Source organism: Streptomyces sp. Edi4, from assembly GCF_040253615.1.
GTDB lineage: Bacteria > Actinomycetota > Actinomycetes > Streptomycetales > Streptomycetaceae > Streptomyces.
The window spans coordinates 5,198,426-5,218,958 of sequence record NZ_JBEJGY010000004.1; the positions used below are offsets into that span (position 1 = coordinate 5,198,426).

The window sequence follows — 20,533 nt, forward strand, 5'->3', positions numbered from 1 at the left end:
CGGGCGAAGTGCTCGCGACAGCGCGTCACGACGGCCGAATGGCGCCCCCGGGGCGAAGACACTTGAAGCGTGCGGGACAATGAGGTATGTACTGCGTTCCCCCGGGGCCCCGCCCCGGACCCCCGGCCGGGCGGGCAGGCAGGCCGGGATCGACACTACGAGGCGGACTTTTTCGTGACGCGGATCGTGATCATCGGTGGCGGACCGGGCGGATACGAGGCGGCCCTGGTGGGCGCCCAGCTCGGTGCGGAGGTGACCGTCGTGGACTGCGACGGTCTGGGCGGGGCGTCGGTGCTGACCGACTGCGTACCGTCGAAGACCCTGATCGCGACGGCCGAGGTGATGACCACCTTCGACTCTTCGTACGAGGAGTTGGGCATCCTCGTCGCCGACGACACCCCGCCCGATGAGCAGGCCGCGCGCGTGGTCGGCGTGGACCTCGGCAAGGTCAACCGGCGTGTCAAGCGCCTCGCGCTCGCCCAGTCCCACGACATCACCGCCTCCGTGACCCGCGCGGGTGCCCGGGTCATGCGCGGCCGGGGCCGGCTCGCCGGACCCCAGGGCATCGACGGCACCCGGGACGTGATCGTCACCTCCGCCGACGGCACCGAGGAGATGCTGACCTGCGAGGCCGTGCTGATCGCCACCGGCGGCAGCCCGCGCGAGCTGCCCGACGCGCAGCCCGACGGCGAGCGGATCCTCAACTGGACGCAGGTGTACGACCTGGACGAGCTGCCGGAAGAGCTGATCGTGGTCGGCTCGGGTGTCACCGGCGCCGAGTTCGCCGGCGCCTACCAGGCGCTCGGCTCCAAGGTCACCCTGGTCTCCTCGCGCGATCGCGTGCTGCCCGGCGAGGACCCGGACGCGGCCGCCGTACTGGAGGACGTCTTCCGCCGCCGGGGCATGAACGTCATGGCCCGCTCCCGCGCCGAGTCCGCCAAGCGCGTCGGCGACCGCGTGGAGGTCACCCTCTCCGACGGCCGCGTCATCAGCGGCACCCACTGCCTCATGGCGGTCGGCGCGGTCCCCAACACGGCGAACATGGCCCTGGAGGAGTCGGGCGTACGCCTCAAGGAGTCCGGCCACATCTGGACCGACAAGGTCTCGCGCACCTCCGCGCCCGGCGTGTACGCGGCCGGCGACGTGACCGGCATCTTCGCGCTGGCCTCGGTCGCCGCCATGCAGGGCCGCATCGCGATGTACCACTTCCTGGGCGACGCGGTGGCCCCGCTCAACCTGAAGACGGTCTCCTCCAACGTCTTCACCGACCCCGAGATCGCCACCGTCGGCTACACCCAGGCCGACGTGGACGCGGGCAAGATCGACGCCCGGGTCGTCAAGCTGCCGCTGCTGCGCAACCCCCGCGCCAAGATGCAGGGCATCAGGGACGGCTTCGTGAAGATCTTCTGCCGCCCCGGCACCGGCATCATCGTCGGCGGCTGCGTCGTCGCGCCGCGCGCCAGCGAACTGATCCACCCCATCTCGATCGCGGTCGACAACAACTTGACGGTGGAACAGATCGCGAACGCGTTCACCGTGTACCCCTCGCTTTCGGGATCGATCGCCGAGGTGGCGCGCCAGCTGCACACCCGCAAGAAGGCCGGAGAGGCGTAACTCGCCTGGTGGGACAGGGGGTTGGCGAGTGCGGCGGGCGTCCCGGCGGGACGCGCGGGACGTATACCACTTGCCGACCCCCTTTGGGTGCACCTTCCGTTATTCGGCGGAAACTGCTGAGAACATTCGGCCGCCCAGGTTACTGTCAGTTCCGTGTTCGCTGCAGAACGTCGTCAATTGATCCTCGAAATGGTGCGCGCCAACGGGGCGGTATCGCTCCGTGAGCTCGCCCGCGTCGTCCAGACCTCCGAAGTGACCGTACGGCGGGACGTGCGGGCGCTGGAGGCCGAAGGACTCCTCGACCGCCGCCACGGCGGTGCGGTGCTGCCGGGCGGTTTCACCCGCGAATCCGGCTTCCCGCAGAAATCCCATCTAGCGACCGCGGAGAAGACGGCCATCGCCGACCTCGCGGCCGGTCTCGTCGAAGAGGGCGAGGCCATCGTGGTCGGCGCGGGGACGACCACGCAGGAGCTGGCCCGCCGGCTCGCGCGTATCCCCGGCCTGACCGTCGTCACCAACTCCCTGCTCGTGGCCCAGGCGTTGGCGCACGCCAACCGGGTCGAGGTCGTCATGACCGGGGGCACCCTGCGCGGCTCCAACTACGCCCTGGTGGGCAGCGGTGCCGAGCAGTCCCTCCAGGGCCTGCGGGTCTCGCGCGCCTTCCTGTCGGGCAGCGGCCTGACCGCCGAACGCGGCCTGTCCACCTCCAACATGCTCTCCGCGAGCGTGGACCGCGCCCTGGTCCAGGCGGCTGCCGAGGTCGTGGTCCTGGCCGACCACACCAAGCTCGGCACCGACACCATGTTCCAGACGGTGCCGACGGACGTCATCACGCGCCTGGTCACCGACGAGCCGCCGGTCCACGACGACCGGGCCGCCACCGAGCTCCAGGCGCTCGCCGACCAGGGGGTGCAGATCGCCGTGGCCGGCGCCGCCGGGGCGCCACCGGGCGAGGCCGCCCCCGGCCGCCCGCCGCGCCGCGACATGCCGCTGCCCGGCCAGCGCCGAACCCACGCGCCCGGTACGGGGCCGCAGTTGCGCAGCGCGGCGGCGATGGGCGAGCCGCAGGGCCCCGGGAGCCCCGCCGAGCGCGCGAGGGTGGCGGATCTGCGCCGGCGCTAGTCCTTCAGGCGGCGCTAGTTCTTCAGGCCCCGGTAGGTGAGGGCGAGCAGCCGGTCCGCCAACTCCGGGTCCTCCGGGGACTGTTCGGCCGCGAGCGCGATGGCGTTCGTGAGCTGCATCAGGTCGGTGATGGTGACGTCGGCGCGTACGGAGCCGGCCGCGCGGGCTCGCACGAGCAGGGCGTCGCCCGCCTCCCGCATCGGTTCGCTGCACCGGGCCAGGGCCGAACTGGCGTCGCCCGATGCCGACATGAGGGCGCGGGCCACGCCCCGGTACGCGCCCGCGTGCGTGATGATGGCGCGCAGCCACTCGACGAGGGCGGTGCAGGGGTGCTCGGCGTCCAGCAGCTCTCTCGACCGGTCGAGCAGGACGTCCACCTCGCTCTGGAACACCGCGCTGAGCAGGGCGTGCCGGGTGGGGAAGTGGCGGTACAGGGTGCCGATGCCAACTCCTGCCCTGCGGGCCACGTCCTCCAGCGAGGTGTCCGTGCCGTGTTCCGCGAAGGCGGTGCGGGCTGCGGCGAGCAGGCGGTCGCGGTTGCGCCGTGCGTCCGCCCGCAGCGCGCGGGGCGCCCCCGAAATCCGGTCCATGCCCCCAGCATGCCACCGCCCCATCCGGCCCCGGCCGGAGCGGTGTGCCCCCGGGGCCCGAAGGGGTCCGCCTTCGGGCGCGGATCGTGCGGGGCTGGTCGCGCGGTTCCCCGCGCCCCTGGGTATCCGGTGCCGGCCCGGTCCGGCGGCCTCGGCCCGTCCGGGGGCAGGGCTGGTGCCGGCCCGGTCCGGCGGCCTCGGCCCGTCCGGGGGCAGGGCTGGTGCCGGCCCGGTCCGGCGGCCTCGGCCCATGGGGTGGGGTGGAGCCCCGGGCCGGCGGGTGGGCCGGGGCTCCGTTAAAGGGGGGGGTCAGTCCTTGATTTCGCAGATGGTGGCGCCGGATGAGACCGACGCTCCGACCTGCGCGGCGAGCCCCTTGACCGTGCCGGCCCGGTGGGCGTTGAGGGGCTGTTCCATCTTCATCGCTTCCAGGACCACCACGAGGTCGCCCTCCTTGACCTCCTGGCCCTCCTCGACGGCGACCTTGACGATCGTGCCCTGCATGGGAGATGCCAGGGTGTCCCCCGACGCGGCGGAGCCGGCCTTCTTGGCCGCCCGCCGCTTCGGCTTCGCGCCGCCCGCCGCGGCCGTACGGGCCAGCGTCATACCCAGCGAGGACGGCAGGGAGACCTCGAGACGCTTGCCGCCGACCTCGACGACGACCGTCTCGCGTCCCGGCTCCTCATCCCCTTGCGTGTCGGCGGTGGCCGTGAACGCGGGGATGTCGTTGACGAACTCCGTCTCGATCCACCGGGTGTGGATGGTGAAGGGGTCGGCGGTGAAGGCGGGGTCGGCGACCACCTTGCGGTGGAAGGGGATGGCGGTGGCCATGCCCTCGACCGTGAACTCCGCCAGCGCCCGCGCGGCCCGCTGCAACGCCTGCTCACGCGTCGCGCCGGTCACGATGAGCTTGGCCAGCAGGGAGTCCCACGCGGGGCCGATGACCGAGCCGGACTCCACGCCCGCGTCCAGACGCACACCCGGCCCCGAGGGCGGCGCGAACAGCGTCACGGTGCCCGGCGCGGGCAGGAAACCACGGCCCGGGTCCTCGCCGTTGATCCGGAACTCCAAGGAGTGCCCGCGCATGACCGGGTCGCCGTAGCCCAGTTCCTCGCCGTCGGCGATACGGAACATCTCCCGCACCAGGTCGATGCCGGTGACTTCCTCGGTGGCCGGGTGCTCGACCTGGAGACGGGTGTTGACCTCAAGGAAGGAGATCGTGCCGTCCGCGCCGACCAAAAACTCCACCGTGCCCGCGCCGACGTACCCGGCCTCGCGCAGGATCGCCTTGGACGCGGCGTACAGCTGCGCGTTCTGCGCCTCGCTCAGAAACGGTGCCGGGGCCTCCTCGACCAGTTTCTGGTGGCGGCGCTGGAGCGAGCAGTCCCGGGTGGACACGACGACCACGTTGCCATGGGTGTCGGCCAGGCACTGCGTCTCCACGTGCCGGGGCTTGTCGAGGTAGCGCTCCACGAAGCACTCCCCCCGCCCGAACGCCGCGACCGCCTCACGCACCGCGGAGTCGTACAGCTCGGGGACCTCCTCCAGGGTGCGGGCGACCTTCAGGCCGCGTCCGCCACCGCCGAAGGCCGCTTTGATCGCGATGGGCAGGCCGTGTTCGCGGGCGAACGCGACGACCTCGTCCGAGCCCGATACGGGGTCGGGGGTGCCCGCGACCAGAGGCGCGCCGGCGCGCTGGGCGATGTGACGGGCCGCGACCTTGTCCCCCAGGTCGCGGATGGCCTGCGGGGGCGGGCCGATCCAGGTCAGGCCCGCGTCCAGGACCGCCTGGGCGAACTCGGCGTTCTCGGAAAGGAATCCGTATCCCGGATGGACCGCGTCGGCCCCCGAGTCGGCCGCGGCCGCGAGCACCTTGGCGATGTCGAGATAACTGGCCGCCGGGGTGTCACCGCCCAGGGCGAATGCCTCGTCCGCTGCCCGGACATGCAGAGCGTCCCGGTCCGGATCGGCGTAAACGGCAACGCTCGCGATCCCGGCATCCCGGCAGGCCCGGGCAACACGGACAGCGATTTCGCCTCGGTTGGCGATGAGCACCTTGCGCACGATGGCTCCCTCCTTGAAACAAGCTGAGTTTAGGGAAGCCGCACACTGGCATACGACCCGTCCCCAATGGTGAGCTTGCCCACACGGAGTGTGATCCGAGGCACGCTCAAGTCGCGAAATCCCTTGTCGAACCACGGTACGCCGGGCTCCCGTACCGCACAGTAGCGGTGAGGTGTGGTCAAGGTCTCTGTCTCGGGCCCCAGCAGGTCCGTGCGTTTCTTTGTCGAGTCCCTACGAACGACCGCGTACGCCCACCGAGATTCTTTCCGGCCGGAACGCCGCGTCGTGAAGCGCTTTCCTCCCGCATCCGGCCGGATTCCGGTACCGGCGCCGCCCCTTGATCCATCCAGGACCCTTGTACGAACCGTTACTCGTTAGTAGCGTGCGCGCCACAGCCGTACTACGGGTAACAGGGGGTCGTGCCATGCTGCGACGACTGATCGCCATCGTGGCCGCGCTCGTCCTCGTCGCCGAGGCCGCCGCCGTCGTGCTCGTGAACTACGTGCTGGGCAGGGTGGCGGCCAACCAGCACATGGCCCTCGCCGGCCTCGATCCCTACGCGATCGCCACCGGGGCGTGGGTCGCGGGCGCCGTGCTCGGGGTGTTCCTCGTGGTGTGCGCGGTCCTTCTGCTGGTCGTCGCCGTCCGCGACCGCGCGCCCGGCCGGGTCGCGCGCATCACCCTGATCGGTTGCGCGGTGGTGCACGCGGTGCTCGGGGCGTTCCTGGTGGGCCTGGTCGGGTGGGCGGCGTTCGCGGTCCTCATGGTCGTGCTCGCGCTGCTCGTCTTCGTACTCCTCGCGTACGTGAGGGAGCGGCCCGCGCCCGGTCCGAAGGACGAGACCCCAAACGCGCCCGGCGCGCCCGACCACGGGGCCCCGGCGGCCGCCTGAGCCGGGGTCACGCCCAGAGGTCGGTGACCGAGAGTCCGAGCTCGGCCAGGAGCCCCCGCAGCAGGGGCAGCGAGAGCCCGATGACGTTCCCGTGGTCGCCCTCGATGGAGTCGACGAACGGCGCCGAGCGGCCGTCGAGCGTGAACGCACCTGCCACGTACAGGGGTTCACCGCTCGCCACGTACGCCGCGATCTCCGCGTCGGTGGGCTCGCCGAACCGTACGACCGTCGAGGCGGTGCGGGCGGCGCGCCCGCCCGTCGCGGTGTCGATCACGCAGTGGCCGGTCTGGAGGATGCCCGCGCGGCCGCGCATCGACTTCCAGCGGGCTGTGGCGTCCTCGGCGTCGGCGGGCTTGCCGAGGGCGCGGCCGTCCAGTTCGAGCACCGAGTCGCAGCCGATGACCAGGGCGCCGGCGGCCTCGGGGCGGGCGGCCACGGCGTCGGCCTTCGCCTCGGCGAGTACGAGGGCGAGCTCGGCGGGGCTCGGGGCGGTCAGGGCGTCCTCGTCGACGCCGCTGACGATCACCTCGGGCGCGAAGCCGGCCTGGCGGAGCAGGCCGAGCCGGGCGGGGGATTGGGAGGCGAGGACGAGCCGGCGCTGAGCAGTCATGCGTGCCATCGTAGGCGCCCGCCCCGGCCCCCTCCCGGCCCGGCCCGGCGGCTTCGGGCTCCGCGGGGGCGTCAGCGCAGGCCGACCGCGAGCATCGCCACGATCATGGCGAGGGCGAGGAAGAGCCCCGCCCGGCGCATCATGGCCTGGGCGTCGCGCAGTTCCTTGGGAGGCTCGTCCTTGGGGTCTGACCACAGCATGGGTTCGATAGTGCGGCGGGCGTCGGCGCGGCGCCTGAGTACGCATACTCACCCAACCCCGGCCGGGCTAGGTACGCCTGGCCGGGCCCCCAACCCCGCCAGGGGCGCGGAGAACTGCGCGCCCAGCCGCCCACGGCCCGCAGCCGAGCTCCCTGGGGCTCCGCCCCAGACCCCGTTCGCGCTGAAGGCGCTCGTCCTCAAACGCCGGACAGGCTGAGGATGCCCATGCAGGCCCGCACCAGATGCTCAACGGCCACGGGCTGAGGTGGCCGATGCGGGCCAGCACCGCCCCCGCCAGGGGCGCGGGGAACTGCGCGAGGAGCGACCACGGCCCGCAGCCGAGCTCCCGGGGGCTCCGCCCCAGACCCCGTTCGGCCTGAACGGCCTCGTCCTCAAACGCCGGACGGGCTGAGGTGGCCGATGCGGGCCAGCTCCGACCCTGCCAGGGGCGCGGGGAACTGCGCGAGGAGCGAGCACGGTCCGCACCTGAAAGCCGGCCGGGAAGGCGCCCGTGGGCAACCCCGCCCGCACTCCACGCGGCCGGGGTCGCAAGGGGAACCCCTAGCCGGGCCAGTACGTGCGGGCCCACGTTCGCGTGCCCGGCCTCGGCAGAGCCCCGCGGGCGATGCGCGCGGGATCGGACCAGCCCGCACGCGGACGGGGCGCGCCGGTACCGGCCGCCGCCGTCGCCGCGGCGCGCGCCTGAACCACCGCCAGCGCGGCGGCCAGCTCCTCCGGGGTCGGGTTGCCCCGAACTACCTTGATCACAGCGGCTCCTGGATCGACGATCGACTCGTGGACTAGAGGGCTAGAGAGGGATGTTGCCGTGCTTCTTCGGCGGCAACGACTCCCGCTTCGTACGCAGCTGCCGCAACCCCTTCACAATGTGCGCCCGCGTCTCCGACGGCATGATCACCGCGTCCACGTACCCCCGCTCCGCCGCGATATAGGGGTTGAGGAGCGTGTCCTCGTAGTCGGAGATCAGTCCGGCCCGCACCCCCTCCTGCTCCTCGACGGCCGCCGCCGCGATCGTGCGCCGGTGCAGGATGTTGACGGCGCCCTGCGCGCCCATCACCGCGATCTGCGCCGTCGGCCACGCCAGGTTGAGGTCCGCGCCCAGGTGCTTGGAGCCCATGACGTCGTACGCCCCGCCGAACGCCTTGCGCGTGATGACGGTGATCAGCGGAACCGTCGCCTCGGCGTACGCGTAGATCAGCTTGGCGCCGCGCCGGATGATGCCGCCGTACTCCTGGTCGACACCGGGAAGGAAGCCCGGCACGTCCACGAAGGTCAGCACCGGGACGTTGAACGCGTCGCAGGTCCGCACGAACCGCGCCGCCTTCTCCGACGCGTCGATGTCGAGGCAACCGGCGAACTGCATCGGCTGGTTGGCCACGATGCCGACCGGGTAACCCTCGACGCGGCCGAAGCCCGTGATGATGTTCGGCGCGAACAGGGCCTGGGTCTCCAGGAATTCACCGTCGTCCAGGACGTGCTCGATCGCCGTGTGCATGTCGTACGGCTGGTTCGCGGAGTCCGGGATGAGGGCGTCGAGCTCGCGGTCCTCGTCCGAGGTCTCCAGGTCGGCCTCCTCGGGGAAGGCCGGCGGCTCGCTCAGGTTGTTCGACGGCAGGTACGACAGCAGGGACTTGACGTATTCGATCGCGTCCTTCTCGTCGCCCGCCATGTGGTGCGCCACGCCCGACGTGGTGTTGTGGGTGCGGGCGCCGCCCAGCTCCTCGAAGCCCACGTCCTCACCGGTGACGGTCTTGATGACGTCGGGCCCGGTGATGAACATGTGCGAGGTCTGGTCGACCATCACCGTGAAGTCGGTGATCGCGGGCGAGTACACCGCGCCGCCCGCGCAGGGGCCGACGATGAGGGAGATCTGCGGGACGACGCCCGACGCGTGGACATTGCGGCGGAAGATCTCGGCGAACAGGCCGAGCGCGACCACGCCCTCCTGGATGCGGGCGCCACCGCCGTCGTTGATGCCGATGACCGGACAGCCGGTCTTCAGGGCGAAGTCCATGACCTTGACGATCTTCTCGCCGTACACCTCGCCGAGCGAGCCGCCGAAGATCGTGAAGTCCTGCGAGTAGACGCACACCGGGCGGCCGTCGACGGTCCCGTAACCCGTGACCACACCGTCCCCGTACGGGCGGTTCTTCTCGATCCCGAAGTTGGTCGAGCGATGCCGGGCGAACTCGTCCAGTTCGACGAACGAGCCCTCGTCCAGGAGGAGTTCGACCCGCTCACGAGCCGTCAGCTTGCCCTTGGCGTGCTGCTTCTCGATCGCCCGCGCGGAGCCGGCGTGGGTCGCCTCGTCGATCCGGCGCTGAAGATCCGCGAGCTTTCCCGCGGTGGTGTGGAGGTCGACGGTGGCGTCGCTCTGGGCGTTTTCCGGCTCGGACATCGGGATGCGGCTCCCTGCCTGGTCACGGGGTGGCTACGGACTCGTAGGCTGGCTACTGACTCGTAGGGTAGTGGTGCGGATACGGTTCGGCAGTGCGGCGTTGGCCACACCCGAAGCCCCTTGCCATCGCGGCCTAACCTGGCTGCATGACACCCCAGGACGCCCCCGACAGCCGCTGGTCCGACCTCGACCGGCCGCCCCTGAACGCCACCGCGCTGCGCCGCGCCCTGCTGCGGCCGGACGCCCTGTGGACCGCCCTGGACGTGGTCACCGCCACCGGCTCCACCAACTCCGACCTCGCCGCGAAGGCGGACGCGCTCGGCGAGGGGGCCGTCCTGGTCGCCGAGGAGCAGACCGCGGGACGCGGGCGCCTGGACCGGCGCTGGTCCGCGCCTGCCCGCTCGGGCCTGTTCTTCTCCGTCCTGCTCAAGCCGGGCGAGACGGTGCCCATGGAACGGTGGGGCTGGCTGCCGCTGCTCACCGGCGTCGCCGTGGCGACCGGGCTCGCCCGGGCCGCGGGCGTCGACACCGCCCTGAAGTGGCCCAACGACCTCCTGGTCACGGTGGAGGGGCAGGAGCGCAAGGCCGGCGGCATCCTCGCCGAGCGGGCCGGCACGGACGGGGTCGTCGTCGGCATCGGCCTCAATGTCACGCTGCGCGCCGATGAGCTGCCCGTGCCCGGCGCGGGCTCCCTCGCGCTCGCCGGCGCCGTCTCCACCGACCGCGACACCCTGCTGCGGGCGGTGCTGCGCTCCCTGGAGCACTGGTACGGGACCTGGCGCGCGGCGGCGGGCGACCCGGCGGGTTCCGGGCTCCAGGAGGCGTACGCGGCGGGCTGCGCGACCCTGGGGCGCTCCGTGCGCGCGGAGCTGCCCGGGGGGCGGGCGCTGACGGGCGAGGCGGTCGCGGTGGACGGGGACGGGCGTCTGGTGCTGGCCACGGCGGAGGGCGTCCAGCGGCCCGTCGCGGCCGGCGACATCGTCCACCTGCGGCCGGCCGCGCCGTAGGCGGCGCCGGGACACGCTCCCGCGACGTGAGCTACGGCACACCTGCCGTATCGTGGAGCCCGATCCAGCGACAGATCGGCAGGGCAGTGCGCAGGCAACGGGCAGGAGGCGGCCGGTGACCGTCGACGAGACACGGTCCGGTGCGGAGTCCGGTGACGGCACGGGCGGCGGCCCCGGCGCCGGTGCGGGCGGCTCCGGCGCCCCCGACCAGGCGCCCGTCTCCGCGTATCCGACGCCGCACCACGCCGTCGACCACACCGCCGAGCCCACCGACGACCCGCTCGCCATCCGCCTGGAACAGCTGATCCTCGGCGCCGACCGCCGCTACACGCCCTTCCAGGCGGCCCGTACGGCGGGCGTCTCGATGGAACTCGCGTCCCGGTTCTGGCGGGCCATGGGGTTCGCGGACATCGGGCAGGCCAAGGCGCTCACCGAGGCCGACGTGCTCGCTCTGCGCCGGCTCGCCGGTCTGGTGGAGGCGGGGCTGCTCAGCGAGCCGATGGCGGTGCAGGTCGCCCGCTCCACCGGGCAGACCACCGCCCGGCTGGCCGAATGGCAGATCGATTCTTTTCTGGAGGGCCTGACCGAGCCGCCCGAGCCCGGCATGACCCGCACCGAGGTCACCTACCCCCTGGTCGAGCTGCTGCTGCCCGAGCTGGAGGAGTTCCTGGTCTATGTGTGGCGGCGCCAGCTCGCCGCCGCGACCGGGCGCGTGGTGCAGGCCGCCGACGACGAGGAGATGGTGGACCGCCGCCTCGCGGTCGGTTTCGCCGACCTCGTCGGGTTCACCCGGCTCACCCGGCGCCTTGAGGAGGAGGAGCTGGGCGAGCTGGTGGAGGCCTTCGAGACCACCGCCGCCGACCTGGTCGCGGCGCACGGCGGCCGGCTCATCAAGACCCTCGGCGACGAGGTCCTGTTCGCCGCCGACGACGCGGGCACGGCCGCCGAGATCTCGCTGCGGCTCATCGAGACGATGGCCGGTGACGAGACCATGCCGGCCCTGCGCGTGGGCATCGCCTTCGGCACCGTCACCACGCGCATGGGCGACGTGTTCGGCACCACCGTGAACCTCGCGAGCCGCCTCACCTCGATAGCCCCCAAGGACGCCGTCCTGGTGGACGGCGCGTTCGCGGAGGAGCTGGCCCGCACCGGCGACGCCCCCGTCTCCGAGGCGCAGGCCGCGCAGGACGCGCTGGCCGCCGAGAAGGAGGGCGCGGAGCCCGTGCCCGCGACGAAGTACCGCTTCGCGCTCCAGCCCATGTGGCAGCGCCCGGTGCGCGGTCTCGGCGTGGTGGAGCCCTGGCTCCTGCACCGCCGCGAGGCCAAGAGCCTGTCCTAGAGGCCGAGGGCCCTGTCCCCGAGGCCGAGGGCTGTCCCCGAGGCCGAGGGCTGTCCTAGAGGCCGAGGGCTGTCCTAGAGGGCCGAGGGCCTGTCCTGGAGGCAGACCTGGAGGCCGGACCTGTCCTGGAGGAGGGCGTGGGTCACGGCCTAGGATCACCCCCGACGTAACGTTCGTTAACGGAGGGGTTGCCATGGCCGAGCAGCGGTTCGGGGAGTTCGTCGTCGTGCGGCGCGAGGGGTACGTCGCCGAGCTGGTGCTCGACCGGCCGAAGGCCATGAACGCGGTGTCGACGGAGATGGCCCGCTCCATCGCCGCCGCCTGCGACGCGCTGGCCGCCGACGCCGACGCCCGGGTCACCGTGGTGACCTCGTCCAACGAGCGGGCGTTCTGCGTCGGCGCGGACCTCAAGGAGCGCAACTCCCTGAGCGACGCCGAACTCGTACGCCAGCGGCCCACCGCGCGCGCCGCGTACACCGGCGTGCTCGACCTGCCCATGCCCACCGTCGCCGCCGTACACGGTTTCGCGCTCGGCGGCGGCTTCGAGCTCGCGCTCGCCTGCGACGTGATCGTGGGCGACGCGAGCACCGTGGTGGGCCTGCCCGAGGTGTCGGTCGGCGTGATCCCCGGCGGTGGCGGTACGCAGCTCCTGCCGCGCCGGGTGGGCGCCGCCCGAGCCGCCGAGCTGGTCTTCACCGCGCGTCGCGTCGAGGCCGTGGAGGCACGGGAGTTGGGGCTTGTGGACGTGCTGGCCGAGGACGCGCGCGCCGAGGCGATGGCGCTCGGCGGGCGCATGGCGGCCAACTCGCCCGTCGGGCTGCGCGCGGCGAAGCGGGCGCTGCGGCTCGGCCACGGGCTCGACCTGCGGGCCGGCCTCGAGGTCGAGGACGCGGCCTGGCGCTCGGTGGCGTTCTCGGGAGACCGCGCGGAGGGTGTGGCCGCGTTCAACGAGAAGCGCGAGCCGGTGTGGCCCGGGCGGTGAACGCGCCCCGGGCGGCCTGTCCCGCGTCCCCCCGGGTCAAAACGCGCAAAACCTCCCTAAGCTGGAGGAATGGGTGGAGAGGATGCCCGGCTGCGGGCCGTGGTTTCGCTGGCGCAGGCCATGGCCGCGGCGCACACGCCGCGTGAGTCCTGGGCCGCCGCCGCGCTCGGCGCGCGCGAAGCGCTCGGCGGGAACTTCGCCGCGCTCTCGGTGTGGGAGCGCGAGCTCGGGCTCCTGAGGGTCCTGGTGAACGAGGGCGAACGGGCCTTCGGGGAGGAGGAGTTCCCCGACGGCGAGACCTATCCCGTGCACCAGTTCCCGGAGATCACCGAGTTCCTGCACGAGCGCTGGGCCGGGGGCGGGGAGCCCAACGCCTGGGTCGAGACGGCCACCGCGCCCCCCGGGGGCGACACGGGCCAGGGCCATGTGGGGGTGCCTCCCAGCGGCAGCTGGGGGAGGGTGGCCGCGCTGCGCCGCCGCGGGCGTGGCTGCTGCGTGGTCGCCCCGATCGTGCTGCACGGCCGGGCGTGGGGCGAGCTGTACGTGGCCCGGCCGGTCGGTGCCCCCATCTTCGACGCGTCCGACGCCGACTTCGCCACGGTCCTTGCCTCCGTCGTGGCGGCCGGCATCGCCCAGACCGAACGCCTCGAAGAGGTACGCCGTCTCGCCTTCACCGATCCGCTCACCGGGCTCGCCAACCGGCGCGCGGTCGACATGCGACTGGACGAGGCGGTGGAGCGCCACCGCGCCGACGGCTCGGTCGTCAGCCTCGTCGTGTGCGACCTGAACGGGCTCAAGGGCGTCAACGACACGCTCGGGCACGCGGTGGGGGACCGGCTGCTGGAACGCTTCGGCTCGGTGCTTTCGCTGTGCGGCGCGATGCTGCCGGGTGCGCTGGCCGCGCGGCTCGGCGGGGACGAGTTCTGTCTGCTCTCGGTGGGTCCGAGCGCCGACGACGTCGTACGGGTCGGCGAACAACTCTGCTCGCGGGCCGGGGAGTTGGAGCTCGGGGAGGGCGTTGCCTGCGGCATCGCCTCCACGGGCGACCCCATCGGCGAGGTGCGCTCGGCGCGGCGCCTGTTCCGCCTCGCGGACGCGGCGCAGTACCGGGCGAAGGCGGCGAGGTCGGCGAAGCCGGTGGTGGCGGGGCGGGACGGGGAGGTCCTGGCCCTCGCCGAGAACCCCCCGACCCCGCCGCACGATCGCCGCCGCTTCAGGGGCCAACGGTAGGTTTTCCGGCGCGGGCCGGTGGATGGCCGGCCGCGCAGTTCCCCGCGCCCCTGCCGAGGCTGGTGCTGGCCCCCACCGGCAGCCCCGAAGGGTGCGTTCTCGGGTGCGGGTCCGTGGTGGCTGGGCGCGCAGTTCCCCGCGCCCCTGGCGGGGGCGATGCTGGCCCACACCGGCAACCTCAGCCCGTCCGGCGATTGAGGACGAGGCCGTTCAGGCCGATCGGGGTCTGGGGCGGAGCCCAAGGGGTTGGTCGCAGCACCTAGTGACATGACCGGATTCAATCCGTAGGGTGCTGAATATGGATATGCACACTGTCGTGGTGGGGACCTCCGGGACCACCCCCGAGGACGTCATCGCCGTGGCCAGGCACAACGCGAAGGTCGAGCTCTCCGCCGCCGCCCTCGCCGCCCTCGCCCGGGCCCGCGAGATCGTCGACGCCCTGGCCGCCAAGCCGGAGCCGGTGTACGGCGTCTCCACCGGCTTCGGCGCCCTCGCCTCCCGCCACATCAGCCCCGACCTGCGCGCCCAGCTCCAGCGCAACATCGTCCGCTCGCACGCCGCCGGCATGGGCCCCCGCGTGGAGCGCGAGGTCGTACGCGCCCTGATGTTCCTGCGCCTGAAGACCGTGGCCTCCGGCCACACCGGCGTACGCCCCTCCGTCGCGCAGACCATGGCCGACGTACTGAACGCCGGCATCACCCCCGTCGTCCACGAGTACGGCTCGCTCGGCTGCTCCGGCGACCTCGCGCCGCTGTCGCACTGCGCCCTGACCCTGATGGGCGAGGGCGACGCGGAGGGCCCCGACGGCGTCGTGAAGCCCGCGGGCGACCTGCTCGCCGCCGCCGGCATCGAACCCGTCGAGCTGCGCGAAAAGGAGGGCCTTGCCCTCCTCAACGGCACCGACGGCATGCTCGGCATGCTGTGCATGGCCATCGCCGACCTGAAGAAGCTCTACACCTCCGCCGACATCACCGCGGCCCTCACCCTCGAAGCGCTGCTCGGCACCGAGAAGGTGCTCGCCCCCGAACTGCACGCCATCCGCCCGCACCCCGGCCAGGGCGCCTCCGCCGCCAACATGCTCGCCGTCCTGGAGGGTTCGGGCCTGACCGGCCACTTCCAGGAGGAAGAGGCGCCGCGCGTGCAGGACGCGTACTCGGTGCGCTGCGCCCCGCAGGTCAACGGCGCCGGACGCGACACCATCGCGTACGCCCTGACCGTCGCCGAGCGCGAACTGGCCGCAGCCGTCGACAATCCGGTCGTCCTACCCGATGGGCGGGTCGAGTCCAACGGCAACTTCCACGGCGCCCCGGTCGCCTACGTCCTGGACTTCCTCGCCATCGCCGCCGCCGACCTCGGCTCGATCACCGAGCGCCGCACCGACCGCCTCCTGGACAAGAACCGCAGCCACGGCCTGCCGCCGTTCCTCGCCGACGACGCCGGCGTGGACTCGGGCCTGATGATCGCCCAGTACACCCAGGCCGCCCTGGTCAGCGAGATGAAGCGGCTCGCGGTGCCGGCCTCCGCCGACTCCATCCCGTCCTCCGCGATGCAGGAGGACCACGTCTCCATGGGCTGGTCGGCCGCGCGCAAGCTGCGTACGGCCGTCGACAACCTGACCCGGATCATCGCCGTCGAGCTGTACGCGGCGACCCGCGGCATCGAGCTGCGCAAGGGCCTCACCCCGGCGCCCGCCTCGCAGGCCGCCATCGCCGCGGCCCGCGCGGCCGGCGTCCAGGGCCCGGGCCCCGACCGCTTCCTCGCCCCCGACCTGGCCGCCGCGGACGCCTTCGTACGCGAAGGGAAGCTGGTCGCCGCGGTCGAGCCGGTGACGGGCCGCCTCGCCTGATCCGCCGTACCGAAAAGGGCCGCCCGGGATGTCGCATCCGGGCGGCCCTTTCGCGTACGCCGAGGTCAGCTGGGCTGTGACCGGCGGACCGAATACATCACGAACCCCGCCCCGAGGCCCAGGAACAGCGTGCCGCCGACCAGGTAGGGAGAGGTGTTCGCGCCGCCGGTGTCGGCGAGGGCGACCGGACCGTCGGTGCCGGCGGCACCGTCAGCCCCGGCAGCGCCGTCAGGGGGGACGGGGACGGCCCGGTAGGGGGAGTGCGTGGCGGGGGTCGAAGGGCGGTGCTCGTCCGTGGCGTTGGCGGACGGTACGAACCAGAGGGCGCAGAGCAGGGTGCCCGCCGCGGTGGCGGTGAGCAGGGGACGACGAGCGACGGACAAGTGAGCGATTCCCTTGCGAGTACGTCGAATTGGCGGGATGCGCTGATGCTAGTGAAAGCAGCGGGTCGCGGGAAAGTCGCGGCCGGGTCGAGCCCTACGCTCCCTGGCATGAGCGAAGAAGAGACATCACGGTATGTACGGCTGCGCGTCGATTTGGTCCTGGGGATCGAGGACGCGGGCCAGTTGGCGGCGGCCGCCCTGACCCGCATCGCCGACGACGAGACGATGCGGCCCGAGGAACGCGCGCATGCCGAGGGGGCGGTGCGGGAAGACGGAGCGGAGGCCCTGGCCTACCTCGTGGACCCGGTCGGTCTCGTGGAGGCACTGCCCGGCGTGGAGCTGGCCCAGGCCTCCTGGAGCAGCGAGCGCGTCGGTTACGACCCGGACGACGAGGAGTGGGACCTCGACGAAGACATCGACGACGAGGACTGACGACGAGGACTGACGGCGAGGAGTTGCGACGAGGAGTGGCGACGGCCGACGAGGACTGACCGGACCGACGAAGCGGTCGGTTGGCGGCTGACGGCTGACGGCTGACAGATGACAGATGACCGATGGCAACTGACGACTGACAGCTGACGGCTGCCGGGCGGTGACGGCGCGGCCGGGCGGGACGGCACGGGAACCGCCTTTTGGTGATCTTGTACCGTCCCGACCCGTCCCGCCCCATCCCGTCCGCCGACGCGTGGTGTGCCCCACATTCACCCCCCGCCGAGGAACGGGAACGGGCAGTCTGATGTTCTAGACGTGATGACGTGGGTGACGGCGACGATGGAGAAGCGTGTGAAGACGGAGAGTAAGCGGCGCAAGCAGGGTCTCGCGGCGGCGTGCGCGGTGCTCGGCGGCGTACTGGTCCTTTCTGCCTGCAACGGCGACGGCGACAAGGGTGCCAAGGCCGACAGCTCGTCCTCGGCACAGGCGGCGGCGGACAAGGCCGCCGCGAAGGACACGTCGGACGCCAAGATCACCATCACGCCGAAGAACGGCGCCGACAACGTCGGCATCAACAGCGACACCAAGGTCACCGTCGCCGACGGCAAGCTGACCGATGTGACGCTGACCTCCGCCGAGGGCGCCAAGGTCGAGGGCAAGATATCCGCGGACGGCCTGAGCTGGGCGCCCGCGACGCCCCTGAAGCGCTCGGCCACGTACAAGATCACCGCGACGGCGGCGGACGCGAAGGGGCGCCAGGCGCACGAGAACGCGTCCTTCACCACCGTCTCGCCCAAGAACAGCTTCATAGGCAACTTCACGCCCGAGGACGGCTCCACCGTCGGTGTCGGCATGCCGGTGTCGGTCAACTTCGACAAGGCGATCACCAACAAGAAGGACGTCCAGGCCAAGATCACCGTCTCCTCCAGCAGCGGTCAGGAGGTCGTCGGGCACTGGTTCGGCTCGCAGCGCCTCGACTTCCGCCCGCAGGAGTACTGGAAGGAGGACTCGACCGTCACCATGAAGATGGACCTGGACGGCGTCCAGGGCGCCAACGGCATCACCGGCGTCCAGGAGAAGACGGTCACCTTCAAGATCGGCCGCAACCAGGTCTCCACGGTGGACGCGAACACCCACACCATGACCGTCACCCAGGACGGCAAGACCGTGAAGACCATCCCGATCTCCGCGGGCTCCCCCGAGCACCCGACGTACAACGGGCAGATGGTGATCTCCGAGAAGTACAAGGAGACCCGCATGAACGGTGCGACGGTCGGCTTCACCGATGACGACGGCAAGGGCGAGTACGACATCAAGGACGTGCCGCACGCCATGCGTCTGTCCGCGTCCGGCACCTTCATCCACGGCAACTACTGGGGCGCCAAGTCCATCTTCGGCAGCGCCAACACCAGCCACGGGTGCGTCGGTCTGTCCGACACCAAGGGCGCGGGCGACGACAGCACCCAGGCCGCCTGGTTCTACGACCACTCGATCACCGGCGACGTCGTGATCGTGAAGAACTCGCACGACAAGACGGTCCAGCCCGACAACGGCCTCAACGGCTGGAACATGAGCTGGGACCAGTGGAAGGCCGGCTCCGCCGTCTGACCGTCTGACCGTCTGGCCGTCTGGCCGTCTGACCGCGCGACCATCTGACCGCGCGGATGCCGAGGGGCCCTTCGGGGCCCCTTTCGCGTGGGCCCCGCTCAGCCCGCGTGGGCTCCCCTCAGCCCGTGCGCACCGGCTGGTCCGCGCTCCAGCTGCCGAGCAGGCGCAGCGACTCCTCCGACGCCGAGCCCGGCTCCGCGTGGAAGGTCACCAGCGACAGGTCGTGCTCGTCGGGCAGCTTCAGCGTCTCGTACGCCAGCGTCAGCTCACCCACCACCGGATGGTGCAGCCGCCGGATACCGTGGCCCTTCTCGGCGACGGTGTGCGCCGCCCACATGGTGCGGAACTCCTCGCTCTTGACCGACAACTCGCCCACCAGCGCCGTCAGTTGGGGATCGTTGGGGTAGCAGCCCGCGCACAGCCGCAGAATGCTCACCACGTCGATCGCCTTGCCGTGCCAGTCCACGTACAGCGAGCGGGAGGCCGGGTCGAGGAAGACGTGTCGGGCCAGGTTCCGCTCCTGCGGCGGGAGCTGGGACATGTCGCCCAGCAGCGCCGCCGCCATCCGGTTCCAGCCGAGGATGTCGAGGCGGCGGCCGATGAGATGAGCGGGCACGTGGTCCATCGAGTCCATCAGCTGCTGGAGCGCCGGGCGCACCTGCTGGGGCCGGCAGGCCGCCGCGCGCTTCTTCTTCGCCTTGCCCTTGGCGAGATGGGTGAGGTGGTCCTGCTCGATGTCGTTGAGGCGCAGCGCCCGCCCGATCGCGTCCAGGACCTCCACCGACACGTTCTGCGCGTTGCCCTGCTCCAGGCGCGTGTAGTACGCCACCGACACCCCGGCCAGCTGTGCCAGCTCCTCCCGGCGCAGGCCCGGCACCCGGCGGTGGCGCCCGTGGTCGGGCAGTCCCACGTCCTCCGGCTTCAGCCGGGCGCGGCGGGAGCGGAGGAATTCGCTGAGTTCGGAGCGCTGGTCCATGACTCCCCAGTATCCGTCCTCATCGCCATGGACGTACGACCAGGAGCCTGACCCTGCCAGTGGTACGCACGCTGGTCGTAGGCAGAGCAGGGGCCTGGGTGACGGGCGGGATCTCGGGCAGGCTCGATGGCATACCCCACAGATCTGAGGAGAACGGCACATGACCACCGTCGCCGCGTACGCCGCCCCCGCCGCCAAGGCTCCGCTGGAGCGCACCACCATTGAGCGCCGCCCGGTGGGCCCCAACGACGTACTCATCGAGATCAAGTACGCCGGGATCTGCCACTCCGACATCCACCAGGTGAACGAGGGCTGGGGCGAGGCCATCTTCCCGATGGTGCCGGGGCACGAGATCGCCGGCGTGATCACCGAGGTCGGCTCGGACGTCACCGCCTTCCAGGTCGGCGACCACGCGGGGGTCGGCTGCTTCGTCGACTCCTGCGGCAAGTGCGAGGCCTGCCAGTCCGGGCAGAACCAGTTCTGCTCGGACGGCGTCTCGACGTACAACGCGATCGGCCGGGACGGCACGCCCGCCTACGGCGGTTACTCCACGCACATCGTCGTGGACGCCGATCACACCCTGCGCATACCCGACAGCATCCCGCTCGACGTGGCGGCCCCGCTGCTCTGCGCCGGCATCACCCTGTACTCGCCGCTCAAGCGGTGGCAGGCGGGCCCCGGCAAGAAGGTCGCCATCCTCGGGCTCGGCGGGCTCGGCCACATGGGCGTGAAGATCGCGCACGCGCTCGGCGCGGAGGTGACCGTGCTCAGCCAGTCGCTGCGCAAGCAGGAGGACGGGCTGAAGCTGGGCGCCGACCACTACTTCGCGACCAGCGACGAGGAGACGTTCACCAAGCTCGCCGGCACTTTCGACCTCATCGTTTCCACGGTCTCCGCCCCGCTGGACCTCGGCGCGTACCTCGCGCTCCTCAAGACCGGCGGCGCGTTCGTGAACGTGGGCGCCCCTGAGGAGCCGAACGCGCTCAACATGTTCGGCCTCATCGGCGGCAACAAGATCCTCGCCGGTTCGATGATCGGCTCCATCGCCGAGACCCAGGAGATGCTGGACTTCTGCGCGGAGCACGGGCTGGGCGCGGAGATCGAACTGATCCGCGCGGACCAGATCAACGAGGCGTACGAGCGGGTCCTGGCCAGCGATGTCCGCTACCGCTTCGTGATCGACACGGCGACGATCTGACCCGGGCCGGCCCCGACCACCGGG

The 20,533-nt window shown here is 72.0% G+C and carries 19 protein-coding genes; 11 read left to right on the forward strand and 8 right to left on the reverse strand.

What is annotated here, in order from left to right; all coding sequences use genetic code 11:
* Positions 1 to 174 precede the first annotated feature (174 nt).
* Together ABR738_RS25720 and ABR738_RS25725 are read left to right on the forward strand one after the other, a co-directional pair.
* Positions 175 to 1,614, forward strand: coding sequence for an NAD(P)H-quinone dehydrogenase (locus ABR738_RS25720; protein WP_350232313.1), 1,440 nt, complete (start codon positions 175 to 177; stop codon positions 1,612 to 1,614).
* 153 nt (positions 1,615 to 1,767) lie between these two features.
* A complete protein-coding gene (locus ABR738_RS25725; RefSeq protein WP_350232314.1) occupies positions 1,768 to 2,736 on the forward strand; it encodes a DeoR/GlpR family DNA-binding transcription regulator in 969 nt (322 codons plus the stop codon).
* Between the two features lie 14 nt (positions 2,737 to 2,750).
* Here the strand turns inward: ABR738_RS25725 and ABR738_RS25730 are convergent, their stop codons facing one another.
* Together ABR738_RS25730 and ABR738_RS25735 are read right to left on the reverse strand one after the other, a co-directional pair.
* Complete coding sequence (locus ABR738_RS25730; RefSeq protein WP_350232315.1) at positions 2,751 to 3,326, reverse strand: TetR/AcrR family transcriptional regulator; 576 nt, start codon at positions 3,324 to 3,326, stop codon at positions 2,751 to 2,753.
* A gap of 309 nt (positions 3,327 to 3,635) precedes the next feature.
* A complete protein-coding gene (locus ABR738_RS25735; RefSeq protein WP_350232316.1) occupies positions 3,636 to 5,390 on the reverse strand; it encodes an acetyl/propionyl/methylcrotonyl-CoA carboxylase subunit alpha in 1,755 nt (584 codons plus the stop codon).
* A gap of 424 nt (positions 5,391 to 5,814) precedes the next feature.
* Between ABR738_RS25735 and ABR738_RS25740 the strand changes: the two genes are divergently transcribed.
* Positions 5,815 to 6,282, forward strand: coding sequence for a hypothetical protein (locus ABR738_RS25740; protein ID WP_350232317.1), 468 nt, complete (start codon positions 5,815 to 5,817; stop codon positions 6,280 to 6,282).
* 7 nt (positions 6,283 to 6,289) lie between these two features.
* Here the strand turns inward: ABR738_RS25740 and ABR738_RS25745 are convergent, their stop codons facing one another.
* The 4 genes from ABR738_RS25745 to ABR738_RS25760 all read right to left on the reverse strand — a co-directional run bounded on the left by ABR738_RS25745 (position 6,290) and on the right by ABR738_RS25760 (position 9,508).
* The gene (locus ABR738_RS25745; RefSeq protein ID WP_350232318.1) at positions 6,290 to 6,901 is read right to left on the reverse strand and encodes a nucleoside triphosphate pyrophosphatase; all 612 of its coding nucleotides are present in this window, start codon (positions 6,899 to 6,901) and stop codon (positions 6,290 to 6,292) included.
* Between the two features lie 62 nt (positions 6,902 to 6,963).
* Entirely contained in the window at positions 6,964 to 7,092 is a 129-nt protein-coding gene (gene mmpB, locus ABR738_RS25750; RefSeq protein WP_350232319.1) for a morphogenic membrane protein MmpB, read from the reverse strand.
* 561 nt (positions 7,093 to 7,653) lie between these two features.
* The gene (locus ABR738_RS25755) at positions 7,654 to 7,860 is read right to left on the reverse strand and encodes an acyl-CoA carboxylase epsilon subunit (protein WP_350232320.1); all 207 of its coding nucleotides are present in this window, start codon (positions 7,858 to 7,860) and stop codon (positions 7,654 to 7,656) included.
* Positions 7,861 to 7,900: 40 nt separating this feature from the next.
* Entirely contained in the window at positions 7,901 to 9,508 is a 1,608-nt protein-coding gene (locus ABR738_RS25760; protein WP_350232321.1) for an acyl-CoA carboxylase subunit beta, read from the reverse strand.
* Between the two features lie 146 nt (positions 9,509 to 9,654).
* Here ABR738_RS25760 and ABR738_RS25765 point away from each other — a divergent pair, with 146 nt between their 5' ends.
* The 5 genes from ABR738_RS25765 to hutH all read left to right on the forward strand — a co-directional run bounded on the left by ABR738_RS25765 (position 9,655) and on the right by hutH (position 15,912).
* Positions 9,655 to 10,515, forward strand: a complete 861-nt coding sequence (locus ABR738_RS25765) for a biotin--[acetyl-CoA-carboxylase] ligase (protein WP_350232322.1) — start codon at positions 9,655 to 9,657, stop codon at positions 10,513 to 10,515.
* Positions 10,516 to 10,630: 115 nt separating this feature from the next.
* Positions 10,631 to 11,854 (forward strand): adenylate/guanylate cyclase domain-containing protein, encoded by a 1,224-nt coding sequence (locus ABR738_RS25770; protein ID WP_350232323.1) that lies wholly within the window; start codon positions 10,631 to 10,633, stop codon positions 11,852 to 11,854.
* 193 nt (positions 11,855 to 12,047) lie between these two features.
* A complete protein-coding gene (locus ABR738_RS25775; protein WP_350232324.1) occupies positions 12,048 to 12,836 on the forward strand; it encodes an enoyl-CoA hydratase/isomerase family protein in 789 nt (262 codons plus the stop codon).
* A 69-nt stretch (positions 12,837 to 12,905) separates the two neighbouring features.
* Entirely contained in the window at positions 12,906 to 14,066 is a 1,161-nt protein-coding gene (locus tag ABR738_RS25780) for a GGDEF domain-containing protein (RefSeq protein WP_350232325.1), read from the forward strand.
* Positions 14,067 to 14,370: 304 nt separating this feature from the next.
* Complete coding sequence (hutH, locus tag ABR738_RS25785) at positions 14,371 to 15,912, forward strand: histidine ammonia-lyase (protein ID WP_350234742.1); 1,542 nt, start codon at positions 14,371 to 14,373, stop codon at positions 15,910 to 15,912.
* Between the two features lie 65 nt (positions 15,913 to 15,977).
* Here the strand turns inward: hutH and ABR738_RS25790 are convergent, their stop codons facing one another.
* Complete coding sequence (locus tag ABR738_RS25790) at positions 15,978 to 16,295, reverse strand: LPXTG cell wall anchor domain-containing protein (protein ID WP_350232326.1); 318 nt, start codon at positions 16,293 to 16,295, stop codon at positions 15,978 to 15,980.
* Between the two features lie 108 nt (positions 16,296 to 16,403).
* Here ABR738_RS25790 and ABR738_RS25795 point away from each other — a divergent pair, with 108 nt between their 5' ends.
* Positions 16,404 to 16,727, forward strand: a complete 324-nt coding sequence (locus tag ABR738_RS25795; RefSeq protein ID WP_350232327.1) for a hypothetical protein — start codon at positions 16,404 to 16,406, stop codon at positions 16,725 to 16,727.
* A 339-nt stretch (positions 16,728 to 17,066) separates the two neighbouring features.
* Positions 17,067 to 18,335 (forward strand): L,D-transpeptidase, encoded by a 1,269-nt coding sequence (locus tag ABR738_RS25800; RefSeq protein ID WP_350234743.1) that lies wholly within the window; start codon positions 17,067 to 17,069, stop codon positions 18,333 to 18,335.
* Between the two features lie 118 nt (positions 18,336 to 18,453).
* Here the strand turns inward: ABR738_RS25800 and ABR738_RS25805 are convergent, their stop codons facing one another.
* Entirely contained in the window at positions 18,454 to 19,311 is an 858-nt protein-coding gene (locus tag ABR738_RS25805) for a helix-turn-helix domain-containing protein (protein WP_350232328.1), read from the reverse strand.
* A gap of 160 nt (positions 19,312 to 19,471) precedes the next feature.
* Here ABR738_RS25805 and ABR738_RS25810 point away from each other — a divergent pair, with 160 nt between their 5' ends.
* Positions 19,472 to 20,509, forward strand: coding sequence for an NAD(P)-dependent alcohol dehydrogenase (locus ABR738_RS25810; protein WP_350232329.1), 1,038 nt, complete (start codon positions 19,472 to 19,474; stop codon positions 20,507 to 20,509).
* The last annotated feature ends 24 nt before the right edge of the window (positions 20,510 to 20,533 follow it).

Excerpts from the sequence above, each read along its gene's own strand:
- ABR738_RS25730 (WP_350232315.1), bottom strand. The coding sequence starts at position 3,326 with ATGGACCGGATTTCGGGGGCGCCCCGCGCGCTGCGGGCGGACGCACGG.
- ABR738_RS25740 (WP_350232317.1), top strand. The coding sequence starts at position 5,815 with ATGCTGCGACGACTGATCGCCATCGTGGCCGCGCTCGTCCTCGTCGCC.
- ABR738_RS25745 (WP_350232318.1), bottom strand. The coding sequence starts at position 6,901 with ATGGCACGCATGACTGCTCAGCGCCGGCTCGTCCTCGCCTCCCAATCC.
- mmpB (WP_350232319.1), bottom strand. The coding sequence starts at position 7,092 with ATGCTGTGGTCAGACCCCAAGGACGAGCCTCCCAAGGAACTGCGCGAC.
- ABR738_RS25760 (WP_350232321.1), bottom strand. The coding sequence starts at position 9,508 with ATGTCCGAGCCGGAAAACGCCCAGAGCGACGCCACCGTCGACCTCCAC.
- ABR738_RS25765 (WP_350232322.1), top strand. The coding sequence starts at position 9,655 with ATGACACCCCAGGACGCCCCCGACAGCCGCTGGTCCGACCTCGACCGG.
- ABR738_RS25775 (WP_350232324.1), top strand. The coding sequence starts at position 12,048 with ATGGCCGAGCAGCGGTTCGGGGAGTTCGTCGTCGTGCGGCGCGAGGGG.
- ABR738_RS25780 (WP_350232325.1), top strand. The coding sequence starts at position 12,906 with ATGGGTGGAGAGGATGCCCGGCTGCGGGCCGTGGTTTCGCTGGCGCAG.
- hutH (WP_350234742.1), top strand. The coding sequence starts at position 14,371 with ATGCACACTGTCGTGGTGGGGACCTCCGGGACCACCCCCGAGGACGTC.
- ABR738_RS25795 (WP_350232327.1), top strand. The coding sequence starts at position 16,404 with ATGAGCGAAGAAGAGACATCACGGTATGTACGGCTGCGCGTCGATTTG.
- ABR738_RS25800 (WP_350234743.1), top strand. The coding sequence starts at position 17,067 with ATGGAGAAGCGTGTGAAGACGGAGAGTAAGCGGCGCAAGCAGGGTCTC.
- ABR738_RS25805 (WP_350232328.1), bottom strand. The coding sequence starts at position 19,311 with ATGGACCAGCGCTCCGAACTCAGCGAATTCCTCCGCTCCCGCCGCGCC.
- ABR738_RS25810 (WP_350232329.1), top strand. The coding sequence starts at position 19,472 with ATGACCACCGTCGCCGCGTACGCCGCCCCCGCCGCCAAGGCTCCGCTG.